General features: G+C 73.3%; 22 protein-coding genes. 2 read left to right on the top strand and 20 right to left on the bottom strand.

Features of this window, described 5'->3' with window-relative positions:
• The first annotated feature begins 28 nt into the window (after positions 1-28).
• A complete protein-coding gene (locus HUT06_RS13245; RefSeq protein ID WP_176195992.1) occupies positions 29-895 on the top strand; it encodes a 1,4-dihydroxy-2-naphthoate polyprenyltransferase in 867 nt (288 codons plus the stop codon).
• Here the strand turns inward: HUT06_RS13245 and HUT06_RS13240 are convergent.
• Together HUT06_RS13240 and HUT06_RS13235 are read right to left on the bottom strand one after the other, a co-directional pair.
• A complete protein-coding gene (locus HUT06_RS13240) occupies positions 859-1,875 on the bottom strand; it encodes a hypothetical protein (protein ID WP_176195991.1) in 1,017 nt (338 codons plus the stop codon). The genes HUT06_RS13245 and HUT06_RS13240 overlap by 37 nt on opposite strands.
• A 91-nt stretch (positions 1,876-1,966) precedes the next feature.
• Entirely contained in the window at positions 1,967-2,641 is a 675-nt protein-coding gene (locus tag HUT06_RS13235) for a uracil-DNA glycosylase (protein ID WP_176195990.1), read from the bottom strand.
• A 112-nt stretch (positions 2,642-2,753) separates the two neighbouring features.
• On the opposite strand from HUT06_RS13235, the gene HUT06_RS13230 reads away from it, so the two are divergent.
• A complete protein-coding gene (locus HUT06_RS13230; protein WP_176195989.1) occupies positions 2,754-3,533 on the top strand; it encodes an extracellular solute-binding protein in 780 nt (259 codons plus the stop codon).
• Positions 3,534-3,559: 26 nt separating this feature from the next.
• Here HUT06_RS13230 and HUT06_RS13225 read toward each other — a convergent pair whose 3' ends face one another.
• The 18 genes from HUT06_RS13225 to nusA form a co-directional block, all read right to left on the bottom strand.
• Positions 3,560-4,399 (bottom strand): hypothetical protein, encoded by an 840-nt coding sequence (locus HUT06_RS13225; protein ID WP_217711298.1) that lies wholly within the window; start codon positions 4,397-4,399, stop codon positions 3,560-3,562.
• Between the two features lie 48 nt (positions 4,400-4,447).
• Positions 4,448-4,888 carry a GNAT family N-acetyltransferase gene (locus HUT06_RS13220; RefSeq protein WP_176195988.1) on the bottom strand — a complete coding sequence of 147 codons (441 nt, stop codon included), beginning with the start codon at positions 4,886-4,888 and terminating at the stop codon, positions 4,448-4,450.
• Positions 4,885-5,421 carry a transglutaminase family protein gene (locus HUT06_RS13215; protein WP_176201339.1) on the bottom strand — a complete coding sequence of 179 codons (537 nt, stop codon included), beginning with the start codon at positions 5,419-5,421 and terminating at the stop codon, positions 4,885-4,887. Before HUT06_RS13215 ends, HUT06_RS13220 begins: the two co-directional genes overlap by 4 nt.
• Positions 5,421-6,158, bottom strand: coding sequence for a 4-hydroxy-tetrahydrodipicolinate reductase (gene dapB, locus HUT06_RS13210; RefSeq protein WP_176195987.1), 738 nt, complete (start codon positions 6,156-6,158; stop codon positions 5,421-5,423). The genes HUT06_RS13215 and dapB overlap by 1 nt, the downstream gene beginning before the upstream one ends.
• Positions 6,159-6,195: 37 nt before the next feature.
• Complete coding sequence (locus tag HUT06_RS13205; RefSeq protein ID WP_176195986.1) at positions 6,196-6,819, bottom strand: FMN-dependent NADH-azoreductase; 624 nt, start codon at positions 6,817-6,819, stop codon at positions 6,196-6,198.
• An 88-nt stretch (positions 6,820-6,907) separates the two neighbouring features.
• Positions 6,908-7,279 (bottom strand): phage holin family protein, encoded by a 372-nt coding sequence (locus HUT06_RS13200; protein WP_176195985.1) that lies wholly within the window; start codon positions 7,277-7,279, stop codon positions 6,908-6,910.
• A 38-nt stretch (positions 7,280-7,317) separates the two neighbouring features.
• Positions 7,318-8,637: a pitrilysin family protein gene (locus tag HUT06_RS13195; protein ID WP_176195984.1), complete on the bottom strand. Its 1,320-nt coding sequence runs from the start codon at positions 8,635-8,637 to the stop codon at positions 7,318-7,320.
• A gap of 94 nt (positions 8,638-8,731) precedes the next feature.
• On the bottom strand, positions 8,732-11,065 hold the full coding sequence (locus HUT06_RS13190) for a polyribonucleotide nucleotidyltransferase (protein ID WP_176201338.1): 2,334 nt from the start codon (positions 11,063-11,065) through the stop codon (positions 8,732-8,734).
• 299 nt (positions 11,066-11,364) lie between these two features.
• A complete protein-coding gene (gene rpsO, locus HUT06_RS13185) occupies positions 11,365-11,634 on the bottom strand; it encodes a 30S ribosomal protein S15 (RefSeq protein ID WP_021599383.1) in 270 nt (89 codons plus the stop codon).
• A gap of 223 nt (positions 11,635-11,857) precedes the next feature.
• Entirely contained in the window at positions 11,858-12,802 is a 945-nt protein-coding gene (locus tag HUT06_RS13180) for a bifunctional riboflavin kinase/FAD synthetase (RefSeq protein ID WP_176195983.1), read from the bottom strand.
• A 96-nt stretch (positions 12,803-12,898) separates the two neighbouring features.
• Positions 12,899-13,567: a hemolysin III family protein gene (locus tag HUT06_RS13175; protein ID WP_254715154.1), complete on the bottom strand. Its 669-nt coding sequence runs from the start codon at positions 13,565-13,567 to the stop codon at positions 12,899-12,901.
• A 161-nt stretch (positions 13,568-13,728) separates the two neighbouring features.
• Complete coding sequence (gene truB, locus HUT06_RS13170) at positions 13,729-14,601, bottom strand: tRNA pseudouridine(55) synthase TruB (protein ID WP_176195982.1); 873 nt, start codon at positions 14,599-14,601, stop codon at positions 13,729-13,731.
• A 15-nt stretch (positions 14,602-14,616) separates the two neighbouring features.
• Positions 14,617-15,780 carry a bifunctional oligoribonuclease/PAP phosphatase NrnA gene (locus tag HUT06_RS13165; protein ID WP_254715153.1) on the bottom strand — a complete coding sequence of 388 codons (1,164 nt, stop codon included), beginning with the start codon at positions 15,778-15,780 and terminating at the stop codon, positions 14,617-14,619.
• Positions 15,777-16,259, bottom strand: a complete 483-nt coding sequence (gene rbfA, locus HUT06_RS13160) for a 30S ribosome-binding factor RbfA (protein ID WP_176195981.1) — start codon at positions 16,257-16,259, stop codon at positions 15,777-15,779. The genes HUT06_RS13165 and rbfA overlap by 4 nt, the downstream gene beginning before the upstream one ends.
• Before the next feature lie 157 nt (positions 16,260-16,416).
• Complete coding sequence (locus HUT06_RS13155; protein ID WP_254715152.1) at positions 16,417-16,725, bottom strand: DUF503 domain-containing protein; 309 nt, start codon at positions 16,723-16,725, stop codon at positions 16,417-16,419.
• Between the two features lie 213 nt (positions 16,726-16,938).
• The gene (gene infB, locus HUT06_RS13150) at positions 16,939-19,971 is read right to left on the bottom strand and encodes a translation initiation factor IF-2 (RefSeq protein ID WP_176195980.1); all 3,033 of its coding nucleotides are present in this window, start codon (positions 19,969-19,971) and stop codon (positions 16,939-16,941) included.
• Positions 19,972-20,079: 108 nt separating this feature from the next.
• Positions 20,080-20,382: a YlxR family protein gene (locus HUT06_RS13145; RefSeq protein ID WP_176195979.1), complete on the bottom strand. Its 303-nt coding sequence runs from the start codon at positions 20,380-20,382 to the stop codon at positions 20,080-20,082.
• A 4-nt stretch (positions 20,383-20,386) separates the two neighbouring features.
• On the bottom strand, positions 20,387-21,436 hold the full coding sequence (gene nusA, locus HUT06_RS13140; protein WP_176201335.1) for a transcription termination factor NusA: 1,050 nt from the start codon (positions 21,434-21,436) through the stop codon (positions 20,387-20,389).
• Positions 21,437-21,443: the final 7 nt, after the last annotated feature.

Genomic DNA, 21,443 nt, shown 5'->3' with positions numbered 1-21,443 from the left:
CTGTCGTCCACGAGAACAAGCGGTAACTGTGGCCACGCTCTCGCAATGGGTCGCCGGATCCCGGCCCCGCACCCTGCCCGCCTCCCTCGTTCCCGTCGTCGTCGGCACCGGCGTCGCGGTCGGCGAGGGCGAACCCGTCTGGTGGCGCGCCGTCCTCGCCGCGTTCGTCGCCCTCGTCCTGCAGATCGGGGTGAACTACTCCAACGACTACAGCGACGGCATCCGCGGCACCGACGAGGACCGCGTCGGGCCGCTGCGCCTCGTCGGGTCGAAGGCGGCGCCGCCCAAGCAGGTGCTCGCCGCCGCGCTCGGCTGCTTCCTGGCCGCCGCGGTCGCCGGGCTCGTGCTCGCCGCCGTGACGACCTGGTGGCTGCTGCTGGTCGGCGCGGTCGCGATCCTCGCCGCCTGGTTCTACACCGGCGGCAAGACGCCCTACGGCTACCGCGCCCTGGGCGAGGTGTCGGTGTTCGTGTTCTTCGGCCTCGTCGCCGTCGTCGGGACGGTGTACGTCCAGGTCGAGGCGCTGCCGTGGGAGGCGTGGGCGGCGGCGGTCCCGGTCGGGCTGCTGGCCTGCGCGCTGCTCGTCGCCAACAACCTGCGCGACATCCCGACCGACCGGGAGTCGGGCAAGCGGACCCTCGCCGTGCTGCTCGGCGGCCCGTGGACCCGCATCCTGTACGCGGCGTGCGCCGCGCTGCCGTTCATGTTCGTGCTCGCGCTGGCGGCGCCGCACCCGTGGGCGCTGCTCGCGCTGCTCGCCGCGCCGCTGTCGCTGCCGCCGACGCAGAAGGTGCTGAACGGCGCGGCCGGCCCCGCCCTGATCCCCGTGCTGGGCGAGACCGGCCGGCTCCAGATCGCCTACGGCGCGCTGCTCGCGATCGGCCTCGCGCTCTGACGCTCGGCGAGCAGGAACGCGCCGGTGAGCCCCATGAGGAGGCCCCCGAGCAGCCCGCAGAGCGCGGTCAGGCCGGCGGCGACCGTGACGTCCGACGCGAGGTCGCCGGGCTGGCCGAGCATGGCGAGAAGCGCGTACAACGACGGGGCGAACGTGGTCGCCGACCCCGCCCAGGCCGCCGCCAGCGGCACCGCGAACCGGCTCGGCCGGGCACCCCGCCGGACGATCGCCAGCAGCGCCGCGGCGCCGGCGAGCGCGGCCACGCCGTACACGCCGTCGGCCAGTTGCTGCGGCGCGCTCCGGTAGTCGAGCTGGTTCGCGTGGAGGCCGGCGGTCCCGCCGAAGGCCCAGAAGAGGTGGACGGCCGCGAAGCCCGCCGCGAACACGCTCGCCGTACGCGCCAGGAGAACCTGCAGCGGGTGCGTCGCGCCCTTCGGGACGTCCCGGGTGCGGGCGGTGAAGATGCCCGCCCAGCGGTCCCGCGCGTAAAGGACGAAGGCCGCGAGCAGGCCGAGCCCCTGGAGGGTGAAGCCGGAGTAGACGACGCCGAACACCCAGCCCTGCAACGCGATGTCGCTCTCAACGAGCGGCTTCGACGAGAAGAGCGTCTGCAGGAGCGACCCCGCCGGGACGGCGATGACGATCGGGGCGAGCAGCCCGACCGCGATCCATATCGGCGTCAGCACCAGCCAGGCCGGGATCCGCAGCCCCCACCGGAAGGTGAACGCCAGCGCGACCAGCACGGCCACCGCGTCCATGCCCATGGTGATCGCGTTGCCGACGTAGAGCGCGGAATCGCGGGCGGCCTCCGCGTCGTTCCAGCCGACCGTGCTGCCGGACAGCCACGCGAGCTTGAGGGTGAGGTAGGGGAGGCAGGCGGCGACGGTCGCCGCGCAGACGGCAAGGCGCAGGCGCCCCGGCCCCGCGTGCGCGGCGTGCGCGGCGCGCGTCGTGGCGAGCGGCTGAAGTGAAGCGGTCATGCCCCGACGATGCCGGGACCGCCACCCGCGCCGCTTCCCGCCGCCGGGTGAAACCGCCCCCACCGCTCCCCCGCGCGGGTGAGGGCGCTGCCTACCCCCAGCTGATCTCGGCCAGGCCGGCGTCGACGAGGGCCTTGTTGACCGCGCTGAACGGGCGCGTCCCGAAGAACTTCTTCGCGCTGAGCGGGCTCGGGTGCGCCGACTCGATCACGGTGTGCTGCGGCCCGGTGATCAGGCGGGCCTTCTTGCGGGCGTAGGCGCCCCAGAGCACGAACACGACCCGCTCGCTCTTGTCGTTCAGCGCGCGGATCGCGGCGTCGGTGAAGTCCTCCCAGCCCTTGCCGGCGTGCGAGCCCGCCTCGCCGCCGCGGACGGTCAGCACCGCGTTCAGCAGCAGCACGCCCTGGTCGGCCCAGCGGGTGAGGTCGCCGGACGCCGCCACCGGGACGTCGAGGTCGGCGGCCAGCTCCTTGTAGATGTTGCGCAGCGACGGCGGCAGCCGCACCCCGTCCCGGACGCTGAAGCTGAGCCCGTGCGCCTGGCCGGGGCCGTGGTAGGGGTCCTGCCCGAGGATCAGCACCCGGGTCCCGTCGAACGAGCAGTGCCGGAACGCGTTGAACAGGTCGTCGCGCGGCGGGTAGACGGTCTGCGCGGCGTACTCCCCCGCGACGAACGCGCCCAGCGCGGCGGTGGCCACCGGGTCGAGCAGCGGGTCGAGCCGCTCCCGCCAGCCGCCGGGCAGCAGTTCCATCAGGTCGAGGGACATCGTCGGGCCTCCGAGAACGTGATCTCCAGTTGCCGCAAACATTAGTGCGCGCCACTGACACGCCAGGCCGAATCACGGGTGTGCGAAAGGCCCGACCTTAGGATGAGGCCATATGCCCCATACCCCCCGTAGGCGGCGCCTCCGCGCGTCCGTGCTGCTCGCCGCGCTCGCCGTGCCCGCCCTCGGTTCGGGCTGCGGCGGCTCGTCCGGGCCGGTGACGCTGACCGTCCTCGCCACCGCCGCCCTGACCGAGGTCTTCGGCGAGATGGGGACGGCCTACCACCAGCAGCATCCCGGCGTGAAGCTGCGCTTCGTGTTCGGCGGCTCCCCGGAGATCCTCGGCCGCCTCTCGGACCACCCGCCCGCCGACGCCCTGGTGACCGGTGACCGGGCCGCCCTGGAGGAGGCCGCCGGCCACCTGGCCGGACGCCCCCGGATCGTCACCCACGACACGCTCACCATCGCGGTCGGCCCCGGCAACCCCGAGCGCATCCGGGGCCTGCGCGACCTGCGGCGCCCGGGGCTGCGCGTCGTGGTCGGCGCCGGCTCGGTCCCGGTGGGCCGCTACACCCGGCAGGTCCTGGCGAAGTCGGCGCTGACCGTGCACTGGAACTCCGAGGAGATCGGCTCCCGGGCCGTCCTGGACCGGGTCCGCTCCGGGGAGGCCGACGCGGGGATCGTCTACATCACCGACCTGCGCTCGGCGGGCGTGGCGGCGAGCAGCGTCGCCATCCCCGCGGAGCAGAACGTCACCGCCGCCTTCCCCGCCGCCCCCCTGCTGGAGTCCGAGCACCCCGAGGAGGCGGCGGCGTTCGTCGCGTGGCTGCTCAAGCCCGCCGCGCAGCGGCTGTTCCACAAGTACGGCTTCCCCAGCCCCGCCTCGCCCCGCTGAGCCGCACTGAGCCCCCGTCGCGGGCCCTACTCGGCGCGCGGCAGGCCGATCGGGTTGGGGAAGGGCATCTCGCCCGCCGCGGCCTTCGCCGCCGGAACGAGGGACGCGCGGAGCGCCTCCGGGTCGTCCAGGACGCCGTACGGCGGCGCGGCCAGCTCGTCGGTGCGCCGCTCGATTGCGTCCTTGAGCGCCCGGCCCTCGGCCGTGGCCTCCCCACCGGCCGCAAGACCGCGCCGGGCCAGCGCGCCGGCCGCCGCGTCCCACTCCTCGGGCGACCATCCCCGGCTCTGCTGGAGCCGCTCCGCCGGGACGACGCCGGCGGCGGACGCCAGCACGTTCGCCTCCAGGCCGCTCAGCCCCTCGGCGGCGAGCAGGGCGACATGCCCGTCGCCGCGGTGCTCGCGCAGCGCCGTGGCCGCCTGCCAGAGCGCCTCCACGGGGTCCTCCGGGACGTCCAGGTCCCGGTTGGCGGCGAACAGCGCGCGGCCCCCTCCGCCCGCGGCCAGGACGACCTCGCGCAGCAGCGGCGCGGCCGTCACCGCGACGTCCTCGATCGCGGGGAAGACGCGGCGCAGCGCGCGCGCCGCCGCCGCGCCCCGCACGCGCAAGATGCTCTCCGGCGACGCGAAGCTCCACGCGTCGGGCACCGCCCGCCGCACCCGCGCCGGATGGAAGCCGAAGAACACGGCCTCGACCGCGCCCGCCGAGACCGCTCCGAGCGGTGCGGCCCGGCTGCCGAAGTACCCCATCCAGAAGCCCTTGAGGCCGGCGTCCTTGCTGGCCGCCAGGCACTCCTCGGCGAAGTACGTCACCGCGTGCAGCGGCTCGATGGCCTTCCACATGTCCCGCGCGAACGTCGCATCCACCCGGCGAACGCTAAGCCGCCGCAGCGGCCCGCACAACCCCGCCGTCGCTCAGGACAGGAGGCGGTGGAACAGGACCCGGTCGGTCGCGGGGCCGTCGTGCGCGGGGGCCGGTGTGGCGGTGAAGCCCATGGCCTTGTGGAAGGCGATGGAACCGCTGTTCTGCGGGGACGTGAGGGCACGCACGCTCGTCCGGCCGTCGGCGCGGGCCAGGTCGAAGAACGTCCCGTAGAGGCGGCGGGCCAGGCCGGTGCCGCGGAACGCGGGGTTCACGCCGACGAAGTGGATGTAGGCGGTGTCGGGCAGGGACGGGGACAGGAAGCCGACGAGGAAGCCCGCGAGGTCGTCCCCCGCCTCCGCGACGAGGCTCGTCCGGTGGAAGTGGTCGAGGAACAGGCGGGGCAGGATGTGCTGCACTTCGCGGCCCCACCAGTCGTCCACGACCGCGATGATGCGGTCGTAGTCGGCGGGTGTGGCGGGACGCGGGCTCATGTGAGCGGGGCCGGGAGTGCGGCAGGCTTCGGCATGGCCTTGAGGCCCTCCAGGACGGACTCCGGCGGTACCGCGTACACCGTGGGGAGCACCGGGTCGCCGGGGAACGCCAGGCAGTGCTCGGACGGGGAGAACTGGACGTCGATGCCCGGCTTGTTGCCCCGGGGGTCGAGCATGACCCAGCGGTCGTCCACCAGAGCGGCGGTGAGGCCGTGCAGGACGCCGGACGACTCCTGGTAGCACAGGCCCGCCTGGACGCCCCCCGCGCGCAGCAGGGCGACGTAGGCGTGGGACTTGGCGTAGCAGAGGCCGGTCCGCTGGTCGAGGACGTCGGAGGCCCGCCAGGGGACGCGCGGGTCGCCGGCGTCCATCGAGTGGGCGACCTTGTCGCGGACGTGGTCGAACGCGGCGCGGGCGTAGGCGATGTCGTCGCCGGTGCGCAGCTGCGCGGCGATCGACTGGACGAGCGGGTGCTCGATGTCGATCGCCTCGGACGCGCCGAGGTAGTCCCAGGGTTCGGCGGCGAAGTCCATCACAGGCCGAGCAGCGCCTCGATGCCGAGGGTGAGGCGGTCCAGCCCGGGCACCTTGCGGACGGCGAGCAGCACGCCCGGCATGAACGACTCGCGGTTCATGGAGTCGTGCCGGATCGTGAACAGCTCGCCGTGGCCGCCGAGGACGACCTCCTGGTGGGCGACGGCGCCGGACATGCGGACCGCGTGCACGCGCACGCCGTCCACGTCGGCGCCGCGGGCGCCCGCGACCTCGGAGACGGTCGCGTCCGGGGACGCGGCCACGCCGGCCTCCGCGCGGGCGGCGGCGACCAGCTCGGCGGTGCGGTAGGCGGTGCCGGAGGGGGCGTCGGCCTTGTTCGGGTGGTGCGTCTCGACGATCTCGACGGACTCGAAGAACGGCGCGGCCCGCTGCGCGAAGTGCATCATCAGGACCGCGCCGATCCCGAAGTTCGGGGCGATGAGGACGTTCCCCGAGGAGTCGTCGGTCAGCCAGGAGCGGACCGTGTCGAGCCGGGACGGGTCGAACCCGGTGGTGCCGACCACGGCGTGCAGCCCGTGCTCCACGCACCACTTGAGGTTGTCCATGACGACGCCGGGGTGGGTGAAGTCGACGACGACCTCGGCGGCGGTGAGCGCGTCGAGCGCGTCGCCCTGGTCGACGGCCGCGACGAGCTCCATGTCGCCGGCCCCCTGCACGGCTCGGCACACCTCGGCCCCCATGCGGCCCCGCGCGCCCAGCACCCCGACCTTTGTCACGTGTTCCTCCCGGTTGGCGTCCCGCCCGAGCCTATCGTCAGAAGCGCTTGCCCAGCTCCCGGGCCTCGGCGTGGGCGGCGCGGCGCCCCGTCTCGGCGTCGGCGGTGGCGAGGTCGGGCCGGAACTGGACGGTGCCGAGGTCGGTGACGCCCGTCCAGCGCAGCCAGCCCTCCAGGAAGGGCGCCTGGTGGTCGTCGCCGAACGCGGGCGGGCGGCCCTCCCCGTACACGGCGCTCGTGTAGACGACGGCGGCCTTCTTGCCGTGGAGCAGGCCGCTGTACCCCTTCTCCCCGTCGAACGCGAACACCCAGCCGGGCTGGGAGACCACGTCGATGAACTGCTTGAGGACGTACGGCACGCTGGAGTTCCACATGGGGACGCTGAACAGGTAGCGGTCGTAGGAGTCGTAGCGCTCGAAGACGGCGCGGGCGGCCCGCCACGCGGCGGCCTGGTCGCCGGCCGGGTCGCCCCCGGCGAACACGGTCATCTTGGCGCCGACCCCGGCCGGGCCGAACGCGGGAAGGGTGCCGTCCCACAGGTCGAAGTGGTCGACGGCGTCGCCGTGGACCTCGCGGTAGGCGTCCAGGAACGACTCCGCGATCGCCAGGGACTCGGACTCGGCGCCCCGGGGAGACGCGGAGATGTGCAGCAGGCGGGACATGGGGGGGTTCCTCTCAACGAAAGCATGCGGACCGCAGTCCGGTTACCCTTGAACGGTAGCGGACTACGGTCCGCTTAGCAAGCCTCCGTCAGTCGTCGGCGACGAACAGGTTGAGCAGCCAGCTCACGACGCCGATGATGATCGCGCCCCAGAACGCCGGCCAGAACCACTCCACGTGGAAGGGCAGCCCGAACTCGCCCGCGATCCAGCTCGTCAGCATGAGCAGCCCCGCGTTCACCAGCAGCGCGAACAGCCCGAGGGTCAGCACGTAGAAGGCGCAGCCCAGCACCTTGATCACGGGCTTGAGCACGGCGTTGACCACGCCGAAGATCACGGCGACGACCAGCAGCGTCAGCACGCGCTCGGTCGTGCTCCCCGCGGTCAGCTCGACGCCGTCGAGCGCCGCCTCCGCGACCCACAGCGCGATCGCAGCGATGACCACCCTGATGAGGATCTTCACGCGGCCCGGTCTACCCGGGCGCGGTGCTCCCTAACGGGTCAGGCGGTGAAGTCGCGGTCGCCGACCGGGCCGATGACGGTGAGGGCCTGCGGGGCGGCCAGCACCTCGCTCGCGATGGCGCGGACGTCGTCGAGGGTCACCGCCTCGATGCGGGCCAGCACCTCGTCCACCGGCAGCAGCGACTCGTAGACCAGCTCGCTCTTGCCGATGCGGCTCATCCGGGAGCCGGTGTCCTCCAGGCCGAGGACCATGGCGCCGCGCAGCTGCCCCTTCCCGCGCTCCAGCTCCTCGGCGGTCAGGCACTCCCGTGCGGCCCGGCCCAGCTCGTCCCGGCAGATCGACAGGACCTCCTCGGCCTTGGCGGGCTGGCAGCCCGCGTAGACGCCGAAGATGCCGGAGTCGGCGTACTGGGCGGTGTAGCTGTACACCGAGTAGGCCAGGCCCCGCTTCTCCCGGATCTCCTGGAACAGGCGGGACGACATGCCGCCGCCGAGCGCGGCGTTCAGCACGCCGAGCGCGAACCGGCGGTCGTCGGTGCGCGACACCCCGGGGCCGCCGAGGATGATGTGCGCCTGCTCGGTGTCCTTGTCGATCACCACGCTGCGCGGGGCGACCGGCGCGGGCGTCCCGTCCAGGCGCGGCGGAGCGGGCTCGGCGTCACCGGTCAGGTGCCCGGCGAACGCCTCCGACACCAGCCGCACGACCTCGTCGTGGTCGATGTTGCCGGCCACCGACACCACCAGCTTGGACGGGACGTAGTGCTCCCGGTAGTAGCCGTGGATGCGGTCCCGGGACAGGGCGTTGATCGAGTCCTCGGTGCCGAGGATGGGGCGGCCGAGGGGGGTGTCGCCGTACAGCGCGGTGGAGAACTCGTCGTGGATGAGGTCGCCCGGGTCGTCGTCGCGCATGTGGATCTCTTCGAGGATCACCCCGCGCTCGGCCTCGACGTCCTCGGGCCGGTTGACCGAGTCGGCCACCATGTCGGACACGACGTCCACGGCGAGCGGCAGGTCGGCGTCCAGCACCCGCGCGTAGTAGCAGGTGTACTCCTTGGCGGTGAACGCGTTGAGGTCGCCGCCGACCGCGTCGACCGCCGCCGAGATCTCCAGCGCCGACCGCCGCCGCGTCCCCTTGAACAGCACGTGCTCCAGGTAGTGGCTGGCCCCCGCGTCGGCGGGCGCCTCGTCGCGGGAACCGACCGCCGACCAGATGCCGAACGCGGCGGACCGCACGGTCGGCATCGTCTCGGTGATGATCCGCAGCCCGCCGGGCAGCACGGTGCGGCGCACCGCTCCGGCCCCGTCGGTGTGGATCGTGGTGGTGGTGCCGGGCTCCTGCGCCCGCGCCGGCAGCGTCACGTGTCGCTCACATTCGGGTTGGTGGAGGGTCGGAGAAAGCGGCCGACCGGCACGCCCCCGCCGAGGAGGGCGTGCCGGTCGGTCGTCGCACGGGTCAGGAGTTGCGCTGGCCGGACTCGTCGCCGCGGCGGGTGCGGCGGCGGCGCGGGCGGCGGTCGCCCTCGTCGCGGCGCTCCCGGCGCTCGCCGGAGTCGCCGTCGTCCGCGGCGGCGGCGGCCGGGGCCTCGCCGTCACCGGCGTCGCCCTTGTCCGCGGCCTCCCGCTCGATCACCTCGACCGGCACCAGCGACAGCTTGCCGCGCTGGTCGATCTCGGTGACCTCGACCTGGATCTTCTCGCCGACGCCCATCACGTCCTCGACGTTCTCGATCCGGGCGCCGCCGTGCAGCTTGCGGATCTGCGAGACGTGCAGCAGGCCGTCCTTGCCGGGCAGCAGCGACACGAACGCGCCGAACGTGGTGGTCTTGACGACGGTGCCGAGGAACCGCTCGCCGACCTCCGGCATGTGCGGGTTCGCGATCGAGTTGATCGCCTGCCGGGCGGCCTCGGCGGACGGGCCGTCGGTGGCGCCGACGTAGATGGTGCCGTCGTCCTCGATCGTGATGTCGGCGCCGGTGTCGTCCTGGATCGAGTTGATCATCTTGCCCTTGGGGCCGATGACCTCGCCGATCTTGTCGACCGGGACCTTGATCGTGATGATCCGCGGCGCGTTCGGGCTCATCTCGGCGGGCGCCTCGATGGCCTCCTGCATCACGTCCAGGATCGCCAGGCGCGCGCCCTTGGCCTGCTTCAGCGCGGCGGCCAGCACCGAGGCGGGGATGCCGTCGAGCTTGGTGTCGAGCTGCAGCGCGGTGATCAGGTCGCGGGTGCCGGCGACCTTGAAGTCCATGTCGCCGAACGCGTCCTCGGCGCCGAGGATGTCGGTGAGCGTGACGTACTCGCCGCCCTCGTTGATCAGGCCCATCGCGATGCCCGCCACCATCTGCTTGAGCGGGACGCCCGCGTCCAGCAGCGACATGGTGGACGCGCAGACCGAGCCCATCGAGGTGGAGCCGTTGGAGCCGAGCGCCTCCGACACCTGCCGGATCGCGTACGGGAACTCCTCGCGCGACGGCAGCACCGGGATCAGCGCGCGCTCGGCGAGCGCGCCGTGCCCGATCTCGCGCCGCTTGGGCGAGCCGACCCGGCCGGTCTCACCGGTGGAGTACGGCGGGAAGTTGTAGTTGTGCATGTAGCGCTTGGTGCGCTCGGGGTTCAGCGTGTCGATCGTCTGCTCCATGCGGAGCATGTTCAGCGTCGTCACGCCGAGGATCTGGGTCTCGCCGCGCTCGAACAGCGCCGAGCCGTGCACGCGCGGGACGACGTGCGCCTCCGCGGTGAGCTGGCGGATGTCCTTGAGGCCGCGGCCGTCCATGCGCAGCCCGTCGCGGATGACCCGCTCGCGGACCAGCTTCTTGGTGACGGCGCGGTAGGCGGCGGAGATCTCCTTCTCGCGCCCCTCGAACTGCTCGGCGAGCTTGTCGGCGGCGGCCGCCTTGATCTCGTCGAGCCGGGTCTCGCGCTCCTGCTTGCCGGCGATGGCGAGCGCCTGCGCGAGGTCGCCGCTGACGGTGTCGGTGACGGCGGCGAGCACGTCGTCCTGGTAGTCCAGGAAGATCGGGTACTCGCGGGTCTCCTTGGCGGCGACGGCCGCGAGGTCGCTCTGCGCCTTGCACAGGACCTTGATGAACGGCTTGGCCGCCTCCAGGCCCTCGGCGACGGTCTCCTCGGTCGGGGCGGTGGCGCCCTCGCCGACGAGCTTGAGGGTGTCGCGGGTGGACTCCGCCTCGACCATCATGATCGCGACGTCGCCGTCCTCCAGCACGCGGCCGGCGACGACCATGTCGAAGGTGGCGCGCTCCAGCTCGGGGTGCGTCGGGAAGCCGACCCACTGGCCCTCGATCAGCGCGACGCGGACGCCGCCGATCGGGCCGGAGAACGGCAGCCCGGCCAGCTGGGTGGACATCGAGGCGGCGTTGATCGCCACGACGTCGTACAGGTGGTCGGGGTGCAGCGCCATGATCGTCTCGACGACCTGGATCTCGTTGCGCAGGCCCTTGGCGAACGACGGGCGCAGCGGCCGGTCGATCAGCCGGCAGGTGAGGATCGCGTCCTCGGAGGGCCGGCCCTCGCGGCGGAAGAACGAGCCGGGGATGCGCCCGGCCGCGTACATCCGCTCCTCGACGTCCACGGTCAGCGGGAAGAAGTCCAGGTTGTCCTTGGGCTTCTTGGACGCGGTGGTCGCCGACAGCACCATCGTCTCGTCGTCGAGGTAGGCGACGGCCGAGCCGGCCGCCTGCCGGGCCAGCCGGCCGGTCTCGAAGCGGATGGTGCGGGTGCCGAACGTGCCGTTGTCGATCACGGCCTCGGTGCTCTGCGCTCCGTCGATGCGCACGGCTTCTGTCACGGGAAACCTCCTCAGGGTTCCATGTCGGTCCTCGCGGCCGTTTCCCGTGGCTTGTCACGCTGCCGGTCTTCGATCGAAGCACCCGGATCGGCGCCTCCGCCGACGCGGCGGAACGGATCCGGAAGCCACTACCGAGGACCGGCCCGCACCAGCGGTGTCCGCGAGGCTTGTCTGCAGTTGTGCGGCCGGGGCCTGGGCAGGCCCGGCGGCCGGTGACCGGCCGGCGTCCGCCGGCCGGTAAAAGGAAGGGAGTGGCCCGGGCGGGCCACTCCCTCACCGTGCTAGCGGCGCAGGCCGAGTCGCTCGATCAGCTGCCGGTAGCGGTTGATGTCCTTGTTGCTCAGGTACTTCAGGAGGCGGCGGCGACGGCCGACCAGCAGCAGCAGTCCGCGGCGGCTGTGGTGGTCGTGCTTGTGCTCCTTGAGGTGCTCGGTCAGATCGTTGATGCGGCGCGTCAGCAGCGCGACCTGGACCTCCGGGGATCCGGTGTCACCCTCAGTGGTCGCGTACTCGGCGATGATCTGGTTCTTCGTGGCGGTGTCGAGCGACACGTGGCTCCTTCGATGGGATCGTCACCCGCAGATCCGGGCCCGGAGGGCGCACGGGTCCGCATGGTGCGTTTCAGAGGGTGGCGGGCCGCATGAGGGTGCAGCTCGCCGCGCCGGGGCCCTTCCCGGCGACTATTCACCGTACCATGCCGGAAACCCGCCCCGTCACGAAGCGAGAACCGGTGTTATCGCAGGGTACGCGGCCGAAGCGGGGGCCTCGCCCGGGTCATCCGGAGGTGATCTCCCTGGCCCGGTCGACGTCCCGGCGCATCTCCTCGATCAGCGCGTCGATCGAGTCGAACTTCAGCGTGTCGCGGATGCGGGCGGTGAAGTCCACGGCCATGTGCTCGCCGTACAGGTCGAGGTCGTCGCGGTCCAGCGCGTAGGCCTCGACGGTCCGCTCCCCCGCGCCCTCGAACGTCGGGTTCGTCCCGATGGAGATCGCGGCGGGCCAGCGGAAGTCCGGGTAGCGCTCGGAGTCGCAGACCAGCCAGCCGCCGTAGACGCCGTCGGCCGGGATCGCGGTGTTGGCGGCCGTCTCCAGGTTCGCCGTCGGGAAGCCCAGCGCGCGGCCGCGCCGGTGGCCGCGCACGACGATGCCCTCCACGCGGTGCGGCCGGCCGAGCGCCCGCGCCGCCGCCTCGACGTCGCCCGCGTCGAGGCGCTCGCGGATGTGGGTGGAGGAGATCGTCCCGCCGTTCGCCACGAGCGGCATGCCCTCGGCGGTGAAGTCGTACTTCTCGCCGAGCTCGCGCAGCAGCGCGACGTCGCCCTTGGCCTTGTGGCCGAAGCGGAAGTCCTCGCCGACGATGACGTGGGCGGCGTGCAGCCGGTCGACCAGGACCGACTGCACGAACTCGTCCGGCGGCACCTTGGACAGCTCAAGGGTGAACGGGACGACCGCGACCGCGTCCGTGCCGAGCCCCTCCAGCAGTTCGACGCGCCGCCGGGTGGTGGCGAGCAGCGGCGGATGGGTGCCCGGCCGGACGACCTCGTCGGGGTGCGGGTCGAACGTGATGACCACCGAGCGCAGTCCGCGGCGCCGGGCCTCCTCCGCCGCGGCGCCGACGATCCGCTGATGGCCGCGGTGCACGCCGTCGAACACCCCGATGGTGATCACTGAACGGCCCCAGTCCGCGGGAACCTCGTCGAGGCCATTCCAACGCCGCACCATTCTCTCCCTGCGTAGGGCATGCCTGCCGGTTTTCTCCTGCCGCCCTCAAGAGTGCCATGACCGAGGCCGGAAGGTCGCACCCAGGGGTACCCGTCAGCCGGACTGGTAGACGACCAGCGACACCGCGATGTACTGCAGGACGTAGGCGGCGAGCGTGCAGGCGTGGAAGACCTCGTGGAAGCCGAACCAGCTCGGCGACGGGTCCGGGCGGCGCAGCCCGTAGACGACGCCTCCGACGCTGTAGCAGATGCCGCCGACCGCGACCAGCACGCACGCGGCGACGCCGGCGCCGTCCAGGAACTGGGGCAGGAAGAACACCGCGACCCAGCCGAGGACGATGTAGAGGGTCACGTAGAGAGCGCGCGGGGCGCCGATCCAGGCGGTGCGGAAGACGACGCCGGCGACGGCGCCCGTCCAGACGGTGATGAGGACGGCGAGCCGCACGCCGCCGTCCAGGGCCACGACCGCGAAGGGGGTGTACGTCCCCGCGATGATCAGGTAGATGTTGGCGTGGTCGAACCGGCGCAGCACCTCGATCAGCCGGTGCGACTGCTGCCGGTGGTAGGTCCCGGAGATCCCGAACAGCATCCCCGATGTCGCCACGTACACCGCCGACGCGAGCCGCGCGTGGACGCTCGGGCCGAGCGCCACCAGCACGAGCCCGGCGACCAGCACCGCGGGGAACGCGCCGAGGTGCAGCCAGCCGCGCAGCCGCGGCCGGGTGGGGGACGCCACCGGGGGGTGGTCCTTCACAGTGGTCACGGACACCTCCTGCCTAGTAACTTACGCTCTCGTAGGTTACGCGCCCGTAGGTTTTCGTGCAGCACTTTCACCCGGTGATGCGTACCACGGGGTGTATTGCCCGGTCTGAGCCGGGCTTAGCCCAGGAGATGGCCCTCAGGCCGCAAGGCCCGCGCCCGGGGTCAGGGGACGAAGACGGCGAGGGGCCTGGCCTGCCCGCCCTGCTCCTCGACGAGGGCGAGCAGCGTCCCGTCCGGCGCGAAGACGCCCACCGGGCCCGGCCCCAGCCCGGCCGCCGGGAGCCGCCCGCCGTGCGCGATCTTGCGGGCGTCGTCGGCCGAGACGTCCCGGCGCGGGAACACCCCGGCGACCGCCTCGCCCATCGGCAGGATCTCCAGCTTCTCCGCCAGCTGGTCGAGGGTCCGCGCCGCAGGCAGGTCGTAGGGCCCGACACGGGTGCGGCGCAGCGCCGTCAGATGGCCGCCGCAGCCAAGGGACGCGCCGAGGTCGCGGGCCAGCGCCCGGATGTAGGTGCCGGACGAGCAGGCGACCGACGCGTCCACGTCGATCAGGTCGCCCTCCCGGCGCACGCCGGTGACCGTGAAGGAGTGCACGGTCACCGGACGGGCGGCGAGCGCCACGTCCTCGCCCTTGCGGGCCATCTTGTAGGCCCGCTCACCGTTCACCTTGATCGCGCTGACCTGCGGCGGGACCTGCTGGATCGGCCCGGTCAGCGCCGCGACGCCCGCGCGCAGCGCCTCGTCGGCGACGGAGGCGGCGGACGCGGACGCGGTGATCTCGCCCTCCGCGTCGTCGGTGTTGGTCGACTGCCCCAGGCGGATCGTCGCGTCGTACCCCTTCTCCGTCAGCGCGAGGTGGCCGAGCAGGCGGGTGGCCTTGCCGACGCCGAGCACGAGCACGCCCGTCGCCATCGGGTCGAGCGTGCCGGCGTGCCCGACCCGCCGGGTCTTCGCCAGCCGCCGCATCCTCCCGACGACGTCGTGCGACGTCCAGCCGGCGGGCTTGTCCACGATGACGAGTCCCGAGTTGTCCACGCGCGCTCCGAAAGGTCAGTCGTCGTCGGGGTCGCCGGGCGCGCGCAGCGCCGCGCGCAGCCGGTCGATGATGGCGGCGGGCTCCCCGCCCAGGGTGAACGCGGCGGCCGTGCGGTGCCCGCCGCCGCCGAGCTCCACGCAGGCGCGGCCGACGTCGACCGCGCCCTTGGAGCGGGTGGACACATACCACTCGCCCCGGTCGTTCTCCTTGCACACGACCGCGACCTCGGCCTCGTCGGTACGCCTGAGCTGGTCGATGACCCCTTCGAGCTGGTCGTACTCGACGTCGCGGGCGGCCCGGTCGGAGCGGGCGATCGTCGTCCACACCAGGCCGAGGCCGGCGGCCGCGTCGCGCTCCAGCCGGGCCCGCGCCAGCGCGCCCGCGAGGACCTGCAGGTAGCCGAACGGGGCCCGGTCCCACAGCTCGCGGCTGACCGCGTCCGGCCGGACGCCCGCCGTCAGCAGCCGTCCCGCGAGGTCGTGGACCTCCGGGGTCGTGCACGGGTACTTGAACGAGCCGGTGTCGCTGGCGAGCCCCGCGTACAGGCCCTGCGCGATGTCGCGGTCGAGGGGGACGCCGAGCCGGCGGATCAGCTCCTCGACCAGCACCGCGGTGGCGGCGGCGTCCGGGTCGACGAGCCGCACGCCGCCGAACCCGGTGTTGGACGCGTGGTGGTCGACGACGACCAGCGCGCCGGCCCGGTCGGCGTGCCCGGCCAGGCCGCCGAGCCGCGCCCGGCCGGCCGCGTCCAGGGAGATCATCAGCTCCGGGGCCGCGGGCACCCGGGCGGGCTCCACCAGCAGCTCCTGCCCCGGCAGGAAGCGCAGGATCGCCGGGACCGTGAACGGCTCCCCGAACGAGGCCACGCACCGCTTGCCGAGCGCGCGGAGCGCCTGCGCGAGCGCCAGCATGGAGCCGAGCGCGTCACCGTCCGGCGCCACGTGGCAGACGAGGCAGATCTCCTCCGCCGCGCGGATCAGCTGGACCGCGCGATCCCACTCCAGGCGGGCGGACGCCTCGGCGGGCACGGCCGGCGCGCCGCGCCCGGCACCGCGCGCTCCGCCGCCGCGCGGGACGATGTCGTGGCCGCCCGCGGCGTGGCCGCCCGCGTCGTGCAGCCGGCACGCCTCCGGCCCCCCGGCGGCCGCGGCCTCCGCGCGGCCCTCGGGGCCGTTCACGATGACGGGGGCCCGGAACGGCCGTCCTCGTCGTCGGCGTCCTCGTCGAGGTCGTCCTCGGCGGCGGGCTCCCGGTACGGGTTCGCCTCACCGGCCGGGGACGCGTCCTGCGCGGCGCGCGCGACCTCGGCGTCCCTGGCCCGGGCCTTGGCCAGCAGGTCGTCGATGTGCGCCGCGTTCTCCATCAGGGAGTCCATCACGAAGGTGATGCTGGGCGTGTGCCGGACGCCCGTCTTGCGGCCCACCTCCGACCTGATGACGCCCTTCGCGCTCTCCAGCGCGGCGGCCGTCTCGGCGCGCTCGCCGTCCGACCCGTACACCGTGTAGTAGACGGTCGCGTCGCGCAGATCGTTGGTGATGCGGGTGTCCGTCACGGTCACGAAGCCGAGCCGCGGATCCTTGATCCGCCTCTCCAGCATCTCGGCCACGATCTGCTGGATGCGGTCGGCGAGCTTGCGCGCCCGAGCTGCGTCCACCATGATCGCACTCCCTTTCTCTGGTATGCCGACCCTTCTATGGTCCGGCGCCGGCACCGAATGTCCATTGTGGGGCCACTCCCCCACCCGCCCGACCGCCGCACGGTTCATTGTGGGGGACGCCCCCCACCCCCGGCCGGGAAGACCGAACGCCGTCCGGTCAGTCCTCGTCGTGGAAGATCCGCTGGCGGGCGGACAGGAGTTCTATCTCCGGCCGTCCGGCCACCAGGCGTTCGCACTGGTCGAGCACCTGGGTGCAGTTGGCGGCGGAGCCCGAGACCACCGCCACCCCGATCTCCGCCCTGCGGTGCAGGTCGTTGCCGCCGGTCTCGGCGACGGCCACCGCCGGGAAGTGCTTGTGCACCTCGGCGATGATGGGCCGGACGACGGACCGCTTCTGCTTCAGCGAGCGGACGTCCCCCAGCAGCAGGTCGAGTGTCAGCGCACCCACGTACACCTGGTCGATCACCTCGGGATCTGTCTGGTTGGAACGACGGGGATCACCCGCCGTGTTCCCGGCCCGCGCCGCCGGGGCGGCGGGCGGGGCCGGACATGACGGACGCCAGGCTAGAAGATCCGCCTGGCGTCCTGTCATCCGATTGAACGATCACATCGGCGACGAGCCGGCCGCCGCCCGGCCCGCGCCCGCAGGGGGCGGGCCGGGCGGGCGGGCCGCCCGGCCTCAGACGCGGGGCTTCTCCCGCATCTCGAAGCACTCGATGACGTCGCCGAGCTTGATGTCGTTGTAACCGACGCCGATGCCGCACTCGAAGCCCTCGCGGACCTCGGTCGCGTCGTCCTTGAAGCGGCGCAGCGACGACACCGTGAGGTTGTCGGCGACCACGACGCCGTCGCGGACGAGGCGGGCCTTGGCGTTGCGCTGGATGATCCCCGAGGTGACCATCGAGCCGGCCACGTTGCCGATCCGCGGCACCTTGAAGATCTCGCGGACCTCCGCGGTACCGAGCTGGGCCTCCTCGAACTCCGGCTTGAGCATGCCCTTGAGGGCCGCCTCGATCTCCTCGATCGCCTGGTAGATGATCGAGTAGTACCGGATGTCGACGCCCTCGCGGTCGGCCAGGTCCTGCGCGTTGCGCTCCGGCCGCACGTTGAAGCCGATGATGACCGCGCCCTCTTCGGACGCCAGCGACAGGTTGACGTCGTCCTGCGTGATCGCGCCGACACCGCGGCGGATGATCCGCAGGCTGACCTCGTCGCCCACGTCGATCTTGAGGAGCGAGTCCTCCAGCGCCTCGACGGAACCGGACACGTCGCCCTTGAGGATGAGCAGCAGCTCCTGCCGCTTGCCCTCCTGGAAGTCCTTGAACAGCTCTTCCAGGGAGCTGCTCTTGCGACTCTTGAGCAGCTCGGCGTTGCGCTTGCGCGCCACCCGCTTGTCGGCGATCTGCCGGGCGATCCGGTCGTCGTCGACGACCAGGAAGTTGTCGCCCGCGCCGGGCACGGCCGCGAGGCCGAGCACCATCACCGGTCGGGACGGGCCCGCCTCCTCGAGGTTGTTGCCGTTCTCGTCGAGCATCGCCCGGACGCGGCCGTTGGCCACGCCGCAGACGATCGAGTCGCCGACCCGCAGCGTGCCGCGCTGCACCAGCACGGTCGCCACGGCGCCCCGGCCCTTGTCCAGGTGGGCCTCGATGGCCGAGCCCTGGGCGGGCATGTCGGGGTTGGCCTTCAGGTCGAGCTCGGCGTCGGCGGTCAGGATGATCGCCTCCAGCAGCGCGTCGATGTTGGTGCCCTGCTTGGCGGACACGTCGACGAACTGCGTCGAACCGCCGAACTCCTCGGCGACCAGGCCGTACTCGGTCAGCTGCGCGCGCACCCGGTTGGGGTCCGCGCCCTCGACGTCGATCTTGTTGACCGCGACGACGATCGGCACCCCGGCCGCGGTGGCGTGGTCGATCGCCTCGGTGGTCTGCGGCTTGACGCCGTCGTCCGCGGCGACCACCAGCACCACCAGGTCGGTGGTGTCGGCACCGCGGGCGCGCATGGCGGTGAACGCCTCGTGGCCCGGGGTGTCGATGAAGGTGATCTTGCGCTCTTCGCCGTCGACCTCGGTCTCGACCTGGTAGGCGCCGATGTGCTGGGTGATGCCGCCGGCCTCGCCCGCCTGCACGTTGGCGTGCCGGACGGCGTCCAGCAGCTTGGTCTTACCGTGGTCGACGTGGCCCATGACGGTGACCACCGGCGGACGCGACTGGAGGTTCTCCTCGCCGCCCTCGTCCTCGCCGTACTCGATGTCGAACGACTCGAGCAGCGCGCGGTCCTCGTCCTCGGGGCTGACGACCTGGACGTCGAAGTCCAGCTCGAGCCCGAGCGCCATGAGGTCGTCGGGGTCGACCGACTGGGTCGCGGTGACCATCTTGCCGAGGTGCATCATGATCGCGACGAGCGACGCCGGGTTGGCGCCGATCTTCTCGGCGAAGTCGGTCAGGGTCGCGCCCTGCGGCAGCCGGATGGTCTTGCCGTTGCCGCGCGGAGCCGAGACACCGCCGGCGGCGGGCGCCTGCATGTTCTCGAACTCTTGACGGCGCGCGCGCTTCGACTTGCGCCCGCGGGCCGGCCGGCCCCCGGGGCGTCCGAACGCGCCCTGCGTGCCGCCGCGACCGCGACCGCCGCCACCCGGGCGGGGACCGCCGAAGCCGCCGCCGGGACGGCCGCCGCCGCCCGCGCGCGGGCCGCCGAAGCCGCCGCCACCGCCGGGACGACCGCCGCCACCGGGACCGCGACCGCCGCCACCGGGACGACCGCCGCCGCCACCCGGGCCGCGTCCACCGCCGCCGCCACCGGGACCGCCGCGCCCGGGGGCGCCTGCGGGCCGCGAGGACGGCATGTTCATCGGGCTCGGCCGCGGGCCGCCCGGCCGGGGCGGCATGCCCCCCGGGCTGGGCCGCGGGCCGCCCGCGCCGGGCGCGCCGCTGCGGCCGCCGGGACGGGGGCCGCCGGGAGCGCCGCCGCCGGGACGGTCACCGCCCGGACGGTCGCCGCCCGGACGCGGACCGGGACGCGGGCCCGGCTTGGGCGCCTGGCCCATGCCGGTGTTGGTCGAGCTGAACGGGTTGTTGCCCGGACGCGGCCTGCCGCCGCCTCCGCCGCCGCCCTGGCGCGGGCCGGGACGCGGGCCCGGCTTGGGCGCGCGGGGACCCGGCTTCGGGCCGCCGGGGGCGCGGGTGCCCGCGCCGTTGCCGGCCGCGGGACCGCCCGCGGCGGGACCCGCCGCCGGCGGGGCGCTCGGCCCCTGCGCGGCGGGCGCGTTCACCGGCGTGCTCGGCGCCGGCGGGACGGGCGGGCGCGGGCCCGGCTTGGGCATGCCGCCCTGGCCCGGACCGCCCTGGCCGCCCGGAGCGCCCTGGCCGCCGGGACCACCCGGGCCCGGCTTGGGCGCGGGCGGGCGCGGCGCGGCGGGCCGGGGGGCCTGCGGGCGCGCACCCTGCCCGTCGGAGGCGCCGCCGCCGGGCGGGCCCGGACGCGGCGCGGCGGGACGCGGACCCGAAGGTCGCTTCGGCGCGCCTCGATTGTCCCCCTGCTTGGAGGACGAAGAAGAATTTGAGAAGGCTTCCTTCAGCCTGCGTTCGACCGGCGCCTCGATCGTGGAGGACGCCGACCGTACGAACTCGCCCATCTCCTTGAGCTTGGCCATGACGACCTTGCTCTCGACACCGAACTCCTTGGCGAGTTCGTAAACCCGGACCTTCGCCACTGCACTCCCTACTCGGTCCGGGGGTGCGGCCTCCGGACCGTCGCTAACTTGCCGTACTCATCGCGGCGTGCTCATCGAGCGCTCATAGCAATCTCGACCTGCTTCCGACTAGACGTCGCTTTCACTTCGGCCATCCTGCTGCCGCGCGGCGTGCACCGCAAGCCGTGCCCGCAGCGCACCACCGTCGAGCGGCCCCGGCAGGCGGAACGCCCGCGGGAACGCCCGACGCCGCTCTGCGAGCTCGAGACACTCCAGGGCGGGGTGCAGATGCGCACCCCGTCCCGGCAGCCGCCCGCGAGGGTCGGGGACGATGACGCCCTCGACCACCACCAGGCGCAGCAAGCCGGACTTGGCCGTGCGAACCCGGCAGCCCACACACGTGCGAACAGGGGCCGCCCGGCCACGTTTCATGAGTCTACCGCGCCGAGGCGTCCGCGGGGCCGGTCGCATGCTCTCCTGACGTAGAAGATCCGGTTTGGCCCGGCTCGGCGGGTTCCGCGGGCGGCCGCGCCGGCTCGGTGTCGGACCTGATGTCGATCCGCCAGCCGGTCAGCCGGGCCGCGAGCCGCGCGTTCTGCCCCTCCTTGCCGATGGCGAGGGACAGCTGGTAGTCGGGCACGATCACCCGGGCGACCCGGGCGTCGGCGTCGATGACCTCGACATGGGAAACCCGCGCGGGCGACAGCGCATTCCCGACGAGCTCGGCGGGGTCGTCCGACCAGTCGACGATGTCGATCTTCTCGCCGTGCAGCTCGGCCATCACGTTGCGGACCCGGCCGCCGAGCGGGCCGATGCACGCGCCCTTGGCGTTCACGCCGGACTTGCGCGAGCGCACCGCGATCTTGGTGCGGTGGCCGGCCTCGCGGGCGATCGCGGCGATCTCCACGGTGCCGTCGGCGATCTCCGGGACCTCCAGCGCGAACAGCTTGCGGACGAGGTTCGGGTGCGTCCGCGACAGCTGCACCGACGGGCCGCGGTGGCCCTTGCGGACCTGCACCACGTAGGCGCGCAGCCGCTCGCCGTGCTCGTAGCGCTCGCCGGGCACCTGCTCCTGCGGGGGCAGCACGGCCTCGATCCGGCCGAGGTCGACCAGCACGTTCCGCGGGTCCTTGCCCTGCTGGATGATGCCGCTGACGATGTCGCCCTCGCGGCCGGCGTACTCGCCGAAGGTCAGCTCGTCCTCGGCGTCGCGCAGCCGCTGCAGGATCACCTGCTTGGCCGTGGTCGCCGCGATCCGGCCGAAACCGGTCGGGGTGTCGTCGTACTCGCGGAGGTCGTCGCCCTCCTCGTCGGTCTCGGTCGCCCAGACGGTCACGTGCCCGCTCTGCCGGTCCAGCTCGACGCGCGCCTTCGGCGCCGCGCCCTCCGTCCGGTGGTAGGCGATCAGCAGGGCGTCTTCGATGGCCTTGACGGCCACGTCGAGCGAGATGTCCTTCTCGCTCTCCAGGCCCCGCAGGGCGGTCATGTCGATG

Source organism: Actinomadura sp. NAK00032, assembly GCF_013364275.1.
In the GTDB taxonomy this organism is placed as follows: Bacteria; Actinomycetota; Actinomycetes; order Streptosporangiales; family Streptosporangiaceae; genus Spirillospora.
This window is presented reverse-complemented; position numbering and strand designations above follow the sequence as displayed.